The 14,687-nt window shown below is 54.1% G+C and carries 12 protein-coding genes, 1 tRNA gene and 2 rRNA genes; 10 read left to right on the top strand and 5 right to left on the bottom strand.

Annotated elements, in window-relative coordinates:
* Positions 1-40: 40 nt before the first annotated feature.
* Positions 41-868 carry a glycosyltransferase gene (locus WC903_02610; GenBank protein MFA5892838.1) on the bottom strand — a complete coding sequence of 276 codons (828 nt, stop codon included), beginning with the start codon at positions 866-868 and terminating at the stop codon, positions 41-43.
* The gene (bioA, locus tag WC903_02605) at positions 865-2,148 is read right to left on the bottom strand and encodes an adenosylmethionine--8-amino-7-oxononanoate transaminase (protein MFA5892837.1); all 1,284 of its coding nucleotides are present in this window, start codon (positions 2,146-2,148) and stop codon (positions 865-867) included. Before bioA ends, WC903_02610 begins: the two co-directional genes overlap by 4 nt.
* Before the next feature lie 78 nt (positions 2,149-2,226).
* Here bioA and WC903_02600 point away from each other — a divergent pair, with 78 nt between their 5' ends.
* The 3 genes from WC903_02600 to WC903_02590 are packed head-to-tail and all read left to right on the top strand — an operon-like array spanning position 2,227 to position 4,764.
* The gene (locus WC903_02600) at positions 2,227-2,709 is read left to right on the top strand and encodes a VIT1/CCC1 transporter family protein (GenBank protein MFA5892836.1); all 483 of its coding nucleotides are present in this window, start codon (positions 2,227-2,229) and stop codon (positions 2,707-2,709) included.
* Entirely contained in the window at positions 2,702-4,234 is a 1,533-nt protein-coding gene (locus tag WC903_02595; GenBank protein MFA5892835.1) for a glycosyltransferase family 39 protein, read from the top strand. Before WC903_02600 ends, WC903_02595 begins: the two co-directional genes overlap by 8 nt.
* Complete coding sequence (locus WC903_02590; protein ID MFA5892834.1) at positions 4,231-4,764, top strand: epoxyqueuosine reductase QueH; 534 nt, start codon at positions 4,231-4,233, stop codon at positions 4,762-4,764. The genes WC903_02595 and WC903_02590 overlap by 4 nt, the downstream gene beginning before the upstream one ends.
* A gap of 177 nt (positions 4,765-4,941) precedes the next feature.
* On the opposite strand, the gene bioD is transcribed toward WC903_02590, so the two are convergent.
* Genes bioD through bioB form a run of 3 tightly spaced genes read right to left on the bottom strand, consistent with a single transcriptional unit; the run spans position 4,942 to position 7,648 of the window.
* A complete protein-coding gene (gene bioD, locus WC903_02585) occupies positions 4,942-5,544 on the bottom strand; it encodes a dethiobiotin synthase (GenBank protein MFA5892833.1) in 603 nt (200 codons plus the stop codon).
* Entirely contained in the window at positions 5,490-6,665 is a 1,176-nt protein-coding gene (gene bioF / locus WC903_02580) for an 8-amino-7-oxononanoate synthase (protein MFA5892832.1), read from the bottom strand. The genes bioD and bioF overlap by 55 nt, the downstream gene beginning before the upstream one ends.
* Positions 6,665-7,648: a biotin synthase BioB gene (gene bioB / locus WC903_02575; protein MFA5892831.1), complete on the bottom strand. Its 984-nt coding sequence runs from the start codon at positions 7,646-7,648 to the stop codon at positions 6,665-6,667. The genes bioF and bioB overlap by 1 nt, the downstream gene beginning before the upstream one ends.
* A 23-nt stretch (positions 7,649-7,671) precedes the next feature.
* Between bioB and WC903_02570 the strand changes: the two genes are divergently transcribed.
* The 7 genes from WC903_02570 (at position 7,672) to typA (ending at position 14,682) form a co-directional block, all read left to right on the top strand.
* On the top strand, positions 7,672-8,295 hold the full coding sequence (locus WC903_02570; protein ID MFA5892830.1) for an alpha/beta fold hydrolase: 624 nt from the start codon (positions 7,672-7,674) through the stop codon (positions 8,293-8,295).
* Positions 8,277-9,020 (top strand): malonyl-ACP O-methyltransferase BioC, encoded by a 744-nt coding sequence (gene bioC, locus WC903_02565; protein ID MFA5892829.1) that lies wholly within the window; start codon positions 8,277-8,279, stop codon positions 9,018-9,020. Before WC903_02570 ends, bioC begins: the two co-directional genes overlap by 19 nt.
* On the top strand, positions 9,011-9,316 hold the full coding sequence (locus WC903_02560; protein ID MFA5892828.1) for a hypothetical protein: 306 nt from the start codon (positions 9,011-9,013) through the stop codon (positions 9,314-9,316). Before bioC ends, WC903_02560 begins: the two co-directional genes overlap by 10 nt.
* A gap of 228 nt (positions 9,317-9,544) precedes the next feature.
* Positions 9,545-12,418, top strand: a 23S ribosomal RNA gene (locus tag WC903_02555).
* Positions 12,419-12,524: 106 nt separating this feature from the next.
* Positions 12,525-12,642, top strand: a 5S ribosomal RNA gene (rrf, locus tag WC903_02550).
* A gap of 101 nt (positions 12,643-12,743) precedes the next feature.
* Positions 12,744-12,816: transfer RNA gene (locus tag WC903_02545), tRNA-Ile, on the top strand.
* 66 nt (positions 12,817-12,882) lie between these two features.
* Positions 12,883-14,682 (top strand): translational GTPase TypA, encoded by a 1,800-nt coding sequence (typA, locus tag WC903_02540; GenBank protein MFA5892827.1) that lies wholly within the window; start codon positions 12,883-12,885, stop codon positions 14,680-14,682.
* Positions 14,683-14,687: the final 5 nt, after the last annotated feature.

Below are 14,687 nucleotides of genomic sequence, written 5' to 3'. Positions count from 1 at the left end.
TGATTTTATCACAGGGCCGCCGCTTTGCCAAGCCCCGACTTTACGCCGGGGCAAGCCCTTCTTCCAGGCCCCGCCGGTATTCGTACTCTTCGCGCAGATATTGCCCGAGCCAGGGGCGGCAGCCGGGGAGGGCTTTGAGCAGGCGATATATCCCCATAGCCAGGGGGTTCATTCCCAGGAATAGTTTGATCGTCAGGTTGGGGTGTTTCCGGTAGAAAAGCGCGGCGGATCGCCCCGTTTCGAACTTGCGCTGCAGCATTCCTTCAGTGGAGACCGGATGATGGTGATGGTTGACCGCGGTGGGGAGATAATAGAGCGGGACTTTCATCAAGTGGAGGCGATAACCAAGTTCGATATCTTCCCAACCGTAACCCTGGAACTGTTCATCGAATAACCCGGCGTCAACGATGATGCTTTTTTTGAGCGAAAGGTTGCCGGTCAGGAAATATGACCAAGCGAGCTTTTGGCGGGAGCGGAGGCGCGCTTTGATATACGGTTGGCCGTCTGGGTTGATCGTCAACCCTTCAAAAGAAGCCCGGGGTTCTTTGGCTTGAGCTAGTAGATGTTCCTGGAGCAGTTTCGGATCGGCTACCATGTCAGCATCGGTCAGGAAGATGATCTCACCGGCCGCTTTTTTAATTCCCAGGTTCCGGGCGGCCGTTTTACCCTTGTTTTCGACCCGGACGTAATTAAAGCGGCAGGTCGGCTTCAATGCCTCGACCATAATGTCCGTCCCGTCATTGGATGAGCTGTCGATCAGTTGGACCTCGTAAAACTCTGGAGAGAGGGTTTGGTGGAAGAGGGACTCCAGCGTCTTTTTCAAGACGTCCCGCTGGTTATAGGTGCCGATAATAACGCTTATCTTCATGCCCTTGTCACCGCCTGGATTGAATCATAAGTGATTTTGACCAGGCGTTCAAGTTCCGGGCGGGTAATGCTTAAGGGGGGCATCAGGATGATGACGTCGCCGAGCGGGCGGAGGATGGCACCGCGCCGCCGGGCCTCGAGAGTGACCCGGTGGCCGATCCGCTGGTTGGCGGCATAACCACCCAGTTCGATCCCAACCATCAGCCCGAGCTGTCTGATCTCGACCACATGATCGAGTTTGTAGAAATCCAGTAGAGCATTTTCTAAATATTTGATCGAGCGGTTGACCTGGTCAAGGACCCGATCCTTTGCGAATAACCGGAGGGAAGCGAGGGCGGCGGCGCAACCGAGCGGGTTGCCGGTGAATGTGTGCCCGTGGAAAAACGTTTTGTTCTCCGCTGGCTCTCCCAGAAAAGCTTGGAAGATCCGATCGGTCGTCAAGGTCGCGGCCACCGGCAGATAACCGCCCGTCAATCCCTTGGCGACGCACATCAGATCGGGCGAGACCTTGGCATGTTCGCAGGCGAACATCTGGCCGGTCCGGCCAAAACCGGTCGCCACTTCGTCAACTATTAGCAGAACATTATATCTGGTGCAGAGCCGCCGGACCGCTTTCAGATAACCTGGCGGCATTAAAAGCATCCCGGCCGCTCCCTGGACCAGCGGCTCGACGACCATGGCGGAGATCTCCCGGTGCCGTTTTTTCAGGAGCGTTTCCAACTGGGGAATGTTCCCTGGCGTGACCTTGAATGATTTGAAGAGGAGGGGCTTATAGATCTTATGAAAGAGGTCGATCCCGCCGACCGACACCGCCCCGACCGTATCGCCATGATAGGCATTGACTAGAGTGATGAATTTTGTTTTTAGTTTCTGGCCGGTCTGCTGTTGGTACTGGAAGGCGATCTTCAGCGCGATCTCGACCGCGGTTGACCCGTCATCCGAATAGAATACTTTGCTTAATCCCTTTGGCGCTATTTTAATTAATTCTCGGGCCAGCTCGATCGCCGGGACATTCCCCAGACCGAGCAGGGTGGAGTGGGCGACCTTATCGAGTTGGGCCTTTATGGCGTCGTTGATCGCCTTGTTCCGGTGGCCATGGACGGTTACCCAGAGCGAAGAGACGCCGTCGAGATATTTATTCCCGTCGGTGTCAAAAAGATAGGCCCCGTCACCCCGTTCGATGATGAGCTGGTCGTGGGCCTGCCAATCTTTCATCTGGGTGAAAGGGTGCCAGAGACATTGTTTGTCTTGTTGGAGCAGGGTTCTCGTCCGCTTTTTCATCGCTCCAGTATATCACTGGCGATTGATTAACGGCAATAATTTGTCTATAATCCGGTTATTCTATGGGGGGAGCAATAATTGAAATTAGCTGAATCACTCCGGACCGGTTTCAGTTTTGGCCTGACCTCGGGGATAATCACCACCCTGGGCTTGATGGTCGGGTTGCAGGCCGGGACCCATTCCCGCCTGGCCGTCATCGGCGGGGTGCTGACCATCGCCATCGCTGACGCTTTTTCCGACGCCCTGGGCATCCATGTTGCCGAGGAGGCGGAGATCAAGCATACGCCCGCCGAGATCTGGGCTTCGACTTTGTTTACTTTCGTGTCTAAATTTATTGTAGCCATGAGTTTTATCGTCCCAGTCTTGCTGGCGCCGCTCGAACAGGCGGTTTTGATCAGTGTGATCTATGGCCTGGCCCTGCTGGCACTTTTCAGTTATTTTCTGGCCAGGCTGGAGAAAAGCGCTCCCTGGCATGTTATTTTGGAACATGTCTTTATCGCCGCGGTCGTCATTTTCCTGGCCCACTATGTCGGCGATTGGGTAAGATCGGTCTTTGTCTAACCGGTTAAGGTTCGTTTTAATAGTCGGCCTCGGCCTCTTTGCCGTTTGCTTGCTGGCGAATACCTTTAACGTCCCTTTTGAGCGGGACGAAGGGCATTACGCTTACGGCGCCTGGATCATGACCCAGGGACTGGTCCCCTATGTCGATACTTTGGAGCAGAAACCGCCGCTGATCTATTTCCCTTATTTCCTGGCCGGACTGATCAACCCCGACGCCTACTGGCCCCCCCGGCTGGTTGCCGGGCTCTTTCTCTTTTTTACGCTCTGGTTATTATGGTTGACGGTGAAAAAGGAATATGGGGAGAGGGCCGGCTGGCTGACCGTATATTTCGCTTTGCCGATGATCCTGTTCCCTCGTCTCTGCCCATTTGCCGCTAACAGCGAACGTTTCCTGATCCTCCCGTTGATCGGGACACTGGCTATCTACGTGCTGAACCGGGAAAACTCTAACCGTTGGCACTGGTTCTGGGCCGGAGCCACTGCCGCGGCCGCGGTCCTTTTTAAACAGATCGCTTTGCCGATGGTCGCTTTCATCATTATTTACTGGTTATTCGAAGAACGCGCCCGGCGGAAAGATAAAGGGGAGGCCTGGCGAAAGTTCGCCTGGGCGGTAGCCGGCGGAGCGTTGATCTCTGCCGTGACGCTTGGTTATTTTTTCCTCCGGGGCGGTTTCCCCGGTTTCTGGGAAGGGACGGTGGTCTATAACCGTTATTACGCCATGTCCTACGGCGGGGTAACGTTCTTTTGGCTGGCCTCTTTCTTGAAAATGTTCCTGGCCAATTGGCCGCTCTTGTTCGTTCTCCTCTTCTGGTTCGTGCTCAAGCGTCCGCCGCGCTGGATATTTTATATAACCCTGCTGATCATTGGTTGGCTCCCTTTTTACAACACCCCCTATGGCCATTACTACATCATATTGATGCCGGTCTGGGCGATCATTTCCGCGGTGGCGCTCGATTCATTCCTGGCCTGCGTCAAGCGGCCGGCCCTCATGATCATTATTCCAGCGCTGGTGATCGGCTCGATGCTTTGGCCGGTGGCGGGATATTACTTTATGCCGGGACCGCGGATCGTGACGGCCCTCTATAGCCCGGCCAACCCATTTCTCGAGGCGCCGCTGGCCGCCAAGCGGGCGGCGGCGCTGACCGCGCCGGGTGATTATCTCTTTGTGGCGGGCTCGGAATCGGAGATATACTTTTATGCCAAGCGGTTATGTCCCACCCGGTTAGTTGGGATGTACGGCCTGATGATGGATTCGCCCCAAGCGGCCGATTATCAGCGCGAGATGATCGCGGAGCTGGAGCGGCGCCAACCCAAGGTCATAATATTCGTCCGGTCGCCGCTTAGCTGGCTGATCTTACCCACCAGCCCGAGGTTGATCAACAGGTATTTATTTAAACTGCTGAAAGAAAAGTACCTTTTAGTCGGCGGCAGTCTGAGGCAGGGGTCGAAGGTGGAGTGGGTCGAACCATTGCGCCAGGATGAGATCGGGAAATGCACGCTCCTCTTGTGCCTTAGGAAAAAATGATTCTATTGAATGTCTGCTGCGCGCCGTGTGCCTTGCCGTTGATCGAGGCGGCTGACCAGCCGGCCCTCTTTTTCTACGGGCCGAACATTTATCCCCGGGAAGAATATGATAAACGCTTAAAAGAGACGGAGAAAATCGCCCAATTGTACCAGCTTGAACTGTTGGTCGGCGCCTATGACCACGAGGCCTGGTTGGCATATGTCACCGGTCAATTGCCGGACCGGCCGGAAAGTTATCCGGAGAATAGCGCGCGCTGCCAAGCCTGTTTCAAATTCCGCCTGGCGGGGACGGCGCTGTTTGCTAAAGCGAACGGATTCGATCGTTTTGCCACGACCTTAAGCGTCAGCCGCTTTAAAGATGTCAGTTTTATCAACCGGCATGGTGCGGAGTTGGCCGCGGAGTTTGGTTTGCGGTATGAGCAATTGTCTCTTAACCCCCACGCGGCCCATCGCCGGGGGATGGCACTGTCCCGGGAACACAATATCTACCGGCAAAAATATTGCGGGTGTGAGTTTAGTTTGCCCCATTAAGCCGCCCTCACCTCCCTCATCTAATGACCTTGAGGCTTGTGACCTTCTCCCAGGGGGAGAAGGGTTTTTAGGCAAAGTAAAGAAAGAAGTATACGATGGGTTTGATTAAATAATCGAAAACCCCTCTCCCTCTGGGAGAGGGGGGACACTTTGCTTAAGCGGGTGAGGGAGAAGGAATCAGTTCCACGGTATTTGGGCGATCACCGGCAAGCCGGATAATTCTTCGATCATCTCCGCGTTGCTCTTTTCCGACAGCTCTTTTCTCCGGAATCCGTTGATGACTATCCCCATGATTGGGACCTTTCTTTGCCGGAGCGCTTCCACGGTCAGCAAGGTGTGATTGATCGTGCCGAGACCGGCCCGGGCGACGATGATCGCCGGCAAACCCATTATTTTGATCAGGTCGGCGACCGTTAAATTTCTGGTGAGCGGGACGAGGACGCCGCCAACCCCTTCCACCAAAAGCAGGTCATGGCGGAGGCTTAATTCTTTATAGGCGGCCAGGACCTTGTTCAGGTCGATCTTCTTCTTGGCCAGTTTGGCGGAGGGATAGGGGGCGAGTGGTCGTTTCAACTCGATCGGGTTGATCAATTCGATCGGATCGGCCAGCTTCAACTCTTTCTTTAACCGCCGGGCGTCATTTTCGGCGCGCGGGCCGCAGGCGATCGGCTTCATCACCCCAACGTTAATTCCTTCGGCCAGAAAGTGTTTGGCCAGCAGGGCGGTTACGTACGTTTTGCCGACGCCGGTATCAGTTCCCGTAATGAAGAGGCCAGGCATACGATATCCTCCTTTTTGTGGACTGCGGAGATGGTTATCCTTAAACGACTTTGGTCCTGGGGGACGGTCGGGGGCCGGATGGCGGAAACAAAAATACTTCTCTCTAACAACTTCCGAGATATTTCCATGGTTTTGGTCGAGTCGCCGATGATTATGGGGATGATTGGGATCTCATCGGAACCTGAGGTTGTAGCGGCGACCTTCAGGTCGCCATTATATGGCGGTCTAAAGACCGCCGCTACTTTTTCTCTTAGGAACCGCGAATTCATTCGCAGGTTCCTGAGCAACTCCGGCTCTTGCTCAATGATCTTCAAGGCTTCGAGCGAGGTGGCGCAGGCGGCGGGGGGGAGGGCGGTCGTGTAAATAAAACTGCGTGCTTTGTTGCGCAGGTAGTTGATCAGTTCGGCACTGCCGGCGACAAAACCGCCAACGCTGCCGACCGCCTTGGAGAGCGTTCCCATAACGATATCGACTTGGCCCTTGAGCCCAAAATGTTCTTCCAGACCTCGTCCGGTCTGGCCGATCGTCCCGGTGGCGTGAGCTTCATCGATCATCGTTAAGGCGTCATACTTCCTGGCTAGGGCGACGATCTCCGGCAGAGGAGCGAGATCGCCATCCATGCTGAAAACAGAATCGGTGACGATCAGCCTCTTTTTGAATTTGGCGGAACGTTTTAAAATGGCTTCCAGCGCCGCCGGGTCGTTGTGCCGATAGACTTGAAGCTTGGCTTTCGTCAGCTTGCAGGCATCGATGATGCTGGCGTGGTCGAGGCGGTCGATAATAACTGTGTCGTTTTCGTCAACCAGAGAAGAAATTGCTCCTAGGTTGGCCATATAACCGGTCGGGAAGACGATCGCGGCCGCGCGTCCTTTGAAATTGGCGATCTTTCTTTCCAACTCCTCCTGAAGCGGCGAGTTGCCGCTGACCAAGCGTGACGCACCGGCGCCAAAACCATATTTGGCAATGGCGGCAATGGCGGCCGCTTTAACCCGGGGATGTTGAGAGAGTCCCAGATAATCGTTAGAGCAGAAGACTAACGTGGCCGGGCCTATTTGTTTTAATTGCCGATAGAGACCGTCTTTTTTCAACCGAGCAAGTTCTTTCTTGATGAAGTCGGGCATCAGTTCCGCTCGATCTCCAGGCCGAGGTCGGCGATCATTTTCAAATCTCTATCCGGGGCTTGTCCCTTGGTCGTCAGGTAATCGCCGATCAGGGTCACGTTCGCTCCGGCGATAAACATCAGCGGCTGCAGTTCGCCGAGGGCTTTTTCCCGCCCGCCAAAAACACCAATGTCCTGGGTTGGTAAAATAAATCGATAGGTTGCGATTAGCTTCAAGACTTCAAACGGGGTCAGCGGCTGATAATTCTTGGCGGCCGGGGTCCCTTCAACCGGGTTTAAAATGTTGATCGGTACCGATTGGACCCCAAGCGCTTTGAGGGCGAAAGCAAGCTCGACCCTTTGTTCTAGTGTTTCGCTAAGGCCAAATATCCCTCCGGAGCAAACTTCCAGGCCGGCTTCCTGGGCAAACTTAATTGTTTTAACCCGATCCCCATAGGAATGGGTCGTGCACATCTTGGGAAAATAACTTTCCGCGGTCTCTAGATTGTGATGCAGGCGTTTAAGCCCGGCTTCTTTTAGCTTAATGATCTGTTCGAGGTCCAGAGTTCCCAGCGAAACGCAGCGGTTAAGTTTTGTTTCTTTGGCCAGGGTGGTCAGGGCGGAGCCGATCATTGATAATTCCTCGTCCGTGTGGATCGTCTTGCCGGAGGTGACGAAAGAAAAACAGGTGGCCGACTGGCCCCTTTCAGCGTTTTTTCCCGCTGTCACCAATTCTTTTTCGCTCATTAATGGATAAACTGAACAAGCGGTCTGATGATGGGCGGACTGGGCGCAGAAGCTGCAGTTTTCCGAACAGCGGCCGGACTTGGCGTTAACGATCCCGCAAAGCTTGACCTTGTTGCCATGAAAGTGCCGCCTGATCCTTTCTGCCGCCGAGAGGAGGGGGAAAAGTTCGGAGTCGGGAGCATTGATCAGTACCAGCGCTTCCGCTTGATTGACACCGGTTTCGGCGATGGCTTTGGCCGCTAATCCTTGATAAATCATTAAATAAATTATACCATATTAATATGGACCTCGTTTTTTTGCACGGCTTTGCGACAACCCCCGAGATCTGGCCCGGCGGCGGCCCTCATTTACACTTTGACGACTTCGAGCGGGAAGCGGAGCGGGTAGGCAAAGGGCTAGGAAAAAGAACGAATCTGGTGGGCTGGTCGATGGGCGGGATGGTTGCGCTGCTCGTCGCGGCCAGGTATCCCGAAAAGATTGGAAAACTTGTCCTCGTTTCGACGACGCCGAAATTCATCGCGGACGGCGCTTTCCCTGCCGGCCTGCCGCTGGCGCTGCTGCGGCGGCTGGAAAAGCGGATTAAGGCCGAAGGGATCAGGGCGTTCCATTCACTGGTCTTCCCGGACGGACACAGTACCGGTTTGGCTGATCTGACGGTCGAGCAGGCGTTGCAGGAACTGGCGGCGCTTGAAAAAGTCGATCTGCGCGGTCTTCTCCCTTCAGTCAAAGCGCCGACCTTGATAATCCACGGCGCCAAAGATGAAATTTGCCTGCCCGGCGCCGCTCAATATATGAACGAACAGATCGCCGGCAGTGAACTGGTGCTGATGGCGGAGGTGGGGCATGCGCCGTTGATCGAAGTGCCCGAAAGGTTCAATGAACTATTATGCTGGCTAAACGACTGATCAGCGCCAATTTCTCCCGCAGCGCGCGGGATTATGACGAACACGCCGTGCTGCAAAAAGAGATGGCTGACCGCTTGTTCTCTCTACTGCCCGAGACGGAACCGGAGAGGATCCTCGACATCGGCTGCGGTACCGGCTATTTGGCGGCGCGCTTAGCGCATGATTTTCCGCAAGCGACGGTGCTGGGGCTCGACCTGGCCCCGGGGATGATCGAGGTCGCGCGACAGAAACATCGTTTTGATAATTTATCTTTTATTGTTGGCGACGGCGAGTCGTTAACCTTGCCCGGACGCTCTTTTGACCTGGTCGTCTCCAACGCCTCACTGCAGTGGATGGCGCCGGAGAAAGTCTTTGGGGAGGTTAGCAAGGTTTTAGCGCCGGGCGGGTCGTTCCTCTTTTCAACCTTTGGACCGCAAACCTTGAGCGAGCTGAAAGCGATCGGTCTGCGGGTCAATGCTTTCCTCTCGCTTGATGAACTGCGCGCCCTGGCCGGCCAATATTTTAACCAGATCAAGTTTGAGGCGGAGATGCATAAGCTTTCTTTCGCGGGGCCGCGGGAATTGCACGCCTATTTGAAAGGTTTGGGGGCGCAGAGTACGGGGCAGGCGGGGGGAGAGGCAAGCGTTTTCCGGTCATTGCGGAACAAAAGAGAGCTCCAGGCGACCTTTGAGGCTTTGTTTGCCTTTTGCCGCGATCTGACCTATTATTATCCGTCATGCAGGTGAAATTTGGTCAGGCGGAAATGATCGAACGGGCGCGCAAGCTTTTTGTGGTCTGCTGTTTAGTCGTCAGCTTGGCCGGAGCGGTGCCGGCCGAGACCCAGGAGGCCTATCCCAGGAGCCGGTTGGCGGAATTTGATATCACTTTCTGGCAAACCGTCCCCCTGGCGGTCTTTTGGAGCTACGCGGTCGCCTCGCAAATGTCCCAGGGCGGGGAGATCAACTGGTCCCCGGTCATCAGTTGTTCGGCCCTGATCTCGCTGGCCAATGCCGGCTGGCGGGCCAGCCGGGTGGGCAGGTAATTTTCCCCTTGACAAGCCGGCCGGCCTAACCTATAATTATTCTTCAACTTGATGACTATAGTATTAACCGGCTGACGCATCGAGTTATACATCAAAGGCAAAGCGCACTTGATGTGCGCTTTTTTGTTTCTCCCTAGCCCATTTGGATGGGGACGGAGAGCGCGACATAGGACCTTGATAATTGAATATGGTATAGAAGAAGCAGAAATTGATTCTCGCACCGAGAATGATCAAGTTACTGCGGCGCATAGTGGATGCCTTGGCACCAAAAGTCTATGAAGGACGTGATTGGCTGCGATAAGCCCCGGGGAGCTGTCAAAATAGCATTGATCCGGGGATCTCCGAATGGGGAAACCTAATACGGGTCATACCGTATTATCCTTGACGCAAGTCAAGGGTGACAACCCGCTGAACTGAAACATCTAAGTAAGCGGAGGAAAAGAAAGTAACAACGATTCCGGTAGTAGTGGCGAGCGAAACCGGAACAGCCCAAACCAGCCGACACGTCGGCTGGGGTTGCGGGACCGCGCTGTGAGACCCGATGATCTAGCTGAACCGGTCTGGAAAGTCCGGCCAGAGAAGGTGAAAGCCCTGTAAGCGAAAGATCTGAAGGCTCTAGCGGTATCCCAAGTACAACGAGACACGAGAAATCTTGTTGGAATCAGGGAGGACCATCTCCTAAGGCTAAATACTCTTTGGTGACCGATAGTGAACAAGTACCGTGAGGGAAAGGCGAAAAGAACCCAGGAATGGGAGTGAAATAGAACCTGAAACTGTGTGCCTACAAGCAGTTGGAGCCTGGCAGCAATGCCGGGTGACAGCATGCCTATTGAAGAATGAGCCGTCGACTTACAGTCACGCGCAAGCTTAAGGTGTTGAGCCTGAGGCGTAGCGAAAGCGAGTCTGAATAGGGCGATTAGTGCGTGGTTGTAGACCCGAAACCGATAGCGATCTATCCTTGGGCAGGGTGAACTCAGAGTAAAATCTGAGGGAGGCCCGAACCTATTGATGTTGAAAAATCTCAGGATGACCTGAGGATAGCAGTGAAAAGCTAAACGAGCTCGGAGATAGCTGGTTCTCCTCGAAATGGTTTTAGGGCCAGCCTCAAGTTTATCTCGACAGGGGTAGAGTACAGTTTGAACTAGGGTCCCGAAAGGGATTCCAAATTCTCGCTAACTCCGAATACTGTGGAGTAATTGCTTGGGAGTGAGACTACGAGGGATAAGCCTCGTGGTCGAAAGGGAAACAGCCCTGGACCGTCAGCTAAGGTTCCTAAATGTATGCTAAGTGGTAAAGGAAGTAGAGTCGCACAAACAGCCAGGAGGTTGGCTTAGAAGCAGCCACCCTTTAAAGAGTGCGTAACAGCTCACTGGTCGAGCGATTTTGCGCCGAAAACACACGGAGCTAAGCATACTACCGAAGCTACGGATCGTCCCGGATTTATTCGGGATGGTGGTAGAGGAGCGTTCCGTTGTAGGTTGAAGTCGTGTCGCGAGGCACGGTGGACGAACCGGAAGTGAGTATGACGGCATAAGTAACGAAAAGACATGTGGAAATCATGTTCGCCGAAAGTCTAAGGTTTCCTGGGGAAGGCTCGTCCTCCCAGGGTAAGTCGATAACTAAGCTAAGGCCTCAGTAAGAGGCGTAGGTGATGGCAAAACGGTTAATATTCCGTTACCGCCTGTTTTGTTAACCAAGGGGAAGCAGAAGGATAGCTCGCGGCACTTATTGGATTGTGTACCCCAAATTTATTTGGGATTGCGGGTGACTCCACGCTGTCGAGAAAAGCCTTGGGTATTGTGGCAGGCGATCGTACTAAAACCGACACAGGTAGACAGGCTGAGTAAGCCAAGGCGCGCGAGATAACTCTCTCTAAGGAACTAGGCAAAGTGGTCCCGTAACTTCGGGAAAAGGGACGCCCTGGCGCAAGCCAGGGTCTCAGAAACCAGTCTTCCGCGACTGTTTATCAAAAACATAGGTCTCTGCAAACCCGTAAGGGGATGTATAGGGGCTGATGCCTGCCCAGTGCTGGAACGTTAAGGGGTGGCTTGAGATTATATCAAGGGCCTAACCGAAGCGCCAGTGAACGGCGGCCGTAACTATAACGGTCCTAAGGTAGCGAAATTCCTTGTCGGGTAAGTTCCGACCCGCACGAAAGGCATAACGAAGGAAGAACTGTCTCGGAGAGAGGCTCGGTGAAATTGGGATGACCGTGAAGACACGGTTTAACTGCATCAGGACAGAAAGACCCCGTGGAGCTTTACTATACCCTAACTTTGGATTTTGAAGTTGCTTGCGTAGCATAGGTGGGAGACGATGATCCCCTGGTTTTGGCTGGGGGGGAGTCAACAGTGAAATACCACCCTAGTTGCTTTAGAGTTCTAACCCTGGCTGTGCAAGTCGGGAGAAAGAGTTAGGCGGGTAGTTTGACTGGGGCGGTCGCCTCACAAAAGATAACTGAGGCGTTCAAAGGTACCCTCAGCACGGTTGGAAATCGTGCGCCGAGTGTAAACGCATAAGGGTGCTTGACTGCAAGACGTACATGTCGAGCAGGGACGAAAGTCGGAGTTAGTGATCCGGTGGTTCTGAATGGAAGGGCCATCGCTCAACGGATAAAAGCTACCCCGGGGATAACAGGCTGATCTCCTCCAAGAGTTCACATCGACGAGGAGGTTTGGCACCTCGATGTCGGCTCATCGCATCCTGGAGCTGGAGCAGGTTCCAAGGGTTGGGCTGTTCGCCCATTAAAGCGGTACGTGAGCTGGGTTCAGAACGTCGTGAGACAGTTCGGTCCATATCCGGTGCAGTCGCAAGGGAAATTGAGAGGAGTCCTTCCTAGTACGAGAGGACCGGAAGGAACAGACCTCTAGTGTACCAGTTGTGGGGCCAACCTGCAAACGCTGGGTAGCTATGTCTGGACGGGATAAATGCTGAAAGCATCTAAGCATCAAGCCCACCTCAAGATTAGTTTCCCCATCTGGATTCCGCCGCAAGGCGGATGAAGGAGTAAGACCCCTCGCAGATCACGAGGTTGATAGGCTGGAGGTGTAAAGGCAGTAATGCCTGAGCTGACCAGTACTAATCGGTCGAGGACTTGATCTTTTTCAAGGTGCGGGAGTCAACTGCTGCCCCGACATTATGTTGGGGTCTCGAGAAGTGACGCTGTCACAGCGTCGAGATTTCTTCAACCATATTTGATAATTAAATTCCCGGTGACCATGCCGGAGGTGTCCCACCCGTTCCCATTCCGAACACGGCAGTGAAATCCTCCAGGGTCGATGGTACTTCCTTGCTTCGCTTGGAGGGAGAGTAGAACGTTGCCGGGTTAAATCCTCCGGAGTTCCGAAAGGAATGAAGGAGGATTTTTTTTGCCTTGTAATGACGTTTCAGCTCTGATAAAATGAATAAAACAATCGAAAATGTTTTCGGGCGGTTAGCTCATCTGGTAGAGCATGCGACTGATAATCGCAAGGTGACTGGTTCGAGTCCAGTACCGCCCATTTCGCTTATAACCTATAACTTATAGCTGGGTAACGCCGTAATAGTTTTAGCTGTTTCAGGAAATTATGAGAAAAATAATTAATATAGCTATCATCGCGCACGTCGATCACGGCAAAACGACGCTGACCGACCACTTGCTCCGCCAGGGCGGGGCCTTTGGCGAGCGGGAAGAGGTCGGCGAGCTGGTCATGGATTCCAATGAACTGGAGAAAGAGCGCGGGATCACCATTTTCTCCAAGAACTGCTCGATCCAGTACCGGGATTACAAGATCAATATCGTTGATACCCCCGGCCACGCCGATTTCGGTTCCGAGGTCGAGCGCGTCCTGAAGATGGTCGACAGCGTCCTCCTGCTGGTCGACGCCCGCGAAGGTCCCATGCCCCAGACCAAGTTCGTCTTGGCCAAGTCGCTCAAGCTCGGCTTGCGGCCGATCGTCGTCATCAACAAGATCGACAAGAAAGGGCACCGGGCCCTCAAAGTTGTCGACGAGATATTTGACCTGTTCGTCAAGCTGGACGCCAGCGATGAACAGCTCGATTTCCCGATCGTCTACGCTATCTCGCGCGAGGGGATAGCCAAATACAATCTGGAGGACGAGGGGAAGGATTTGACCCCGCTTTTTGAGACTATTCTCCGGCACGTCAAGCCTTTTCCTGACAATAGCGTCGGCCCGCTCCAGCTCCTGGTGACGAACCTTAATTATGACGATTATATCGGCCGCATTGCGATTGGCCGGGTAACCTCCGGCCGCTTGAATAAAGCGGGGAATATTGCCGTCTGCAAACGCGACGGGAGCGTCGTCCCCGGCAAGATCACCAAGCTCAATACCTTTGTTGGCCTGAAGCAGGAAGAGGTTACCGAGGCCGAATGCGGCGATATTGTGGCCGTAGCCGGCATGCCTGACATCACCATTGGCGAAACGATCACCAATGCCGATAATCCGCACCCTTTGCCCCTCTTAACGATCGACGAGCCGACTTTAACGATGGAGTTCCTGGTCAACGATTCTCCTTTTGCCGGCCGGGAAGGTAAATTCGTCACCAACCGGCATCTCCGGGAACGGCTGGATAGGGAGTTGCAAACAAATGTCGGGTTGCGCATCGAGTCGCTGGGCGGAACAGAAGGTTTTAAGGTCTCTGGGCGGGGCGAGCTCCATCTGTCGATCCTCCTGGAGCGGATGCGTCGGGAAGGTTACGAGATCCAGGTCTCCCAACCCAAGGTCATCATGAAAACGATCAACCATGAGCAGATGGAACCGATCGAGCAGGCGATCATCCTGGTGCCGGACGAATATGCCGGCGCGGTCATTGAAAAACTGGGCAAGCGGCGCGGCGAGATGCTGGAGATGCAGAGCAAGAACGGGACGGCGACCCTGACCTATTCCGTGCCGACTCGCGGTTTACTTGGCTTCAGGGCTGAATTTATAATGGACACCAGGGGCGAGGGGATATTGAACCACGCTTTTTCGCGCTACGAGCGCTTCAAGGGAGAGATCAGCAAGCGGCAGAACGGCGTCCTGATCTCGACCAATACCGGGACGACTACCGCCTATGCCCTCGACAATTTGCAGGAGCGGGCCAAGATGTTCGTCGGGCCGGGAGTCAAGGTTTATGAGGGGATGGTCGTCGGCGAGAACGCCCGGCGGATGGACGTGCCAGTCAACCCGACTAAGGAAAAGAAATTGACCAATATGCGCTCGGCCGGGGCCGATATAGCGGCGAAACTGACTCCGGCGATCACCCTTAATTTAGAACAATCGCTGGAATTCATTGCTGAAGACGAGCTGGTCGAGATCACCCCGACGAGCATCCGCCTGCGCAAGAAGTACCTGACCGAGAACGACCGCGAAAAGAACCGCAAGTAATCTGA

Source organism: Candidatus Margulisiibacteriota bacterium, assembly GCA_041658645.1.
In the GTDB taxonomy this organism is placed as follows: domain Bacteria; phylum Margulisbacteria; class WOR-1; order O2-12-FULL-45-9; family XYB2-FULL-48-7; genus JBAZZV01.
This window is presented reverse-complemented; position numbering and strand designations above follow the sequence as displayed.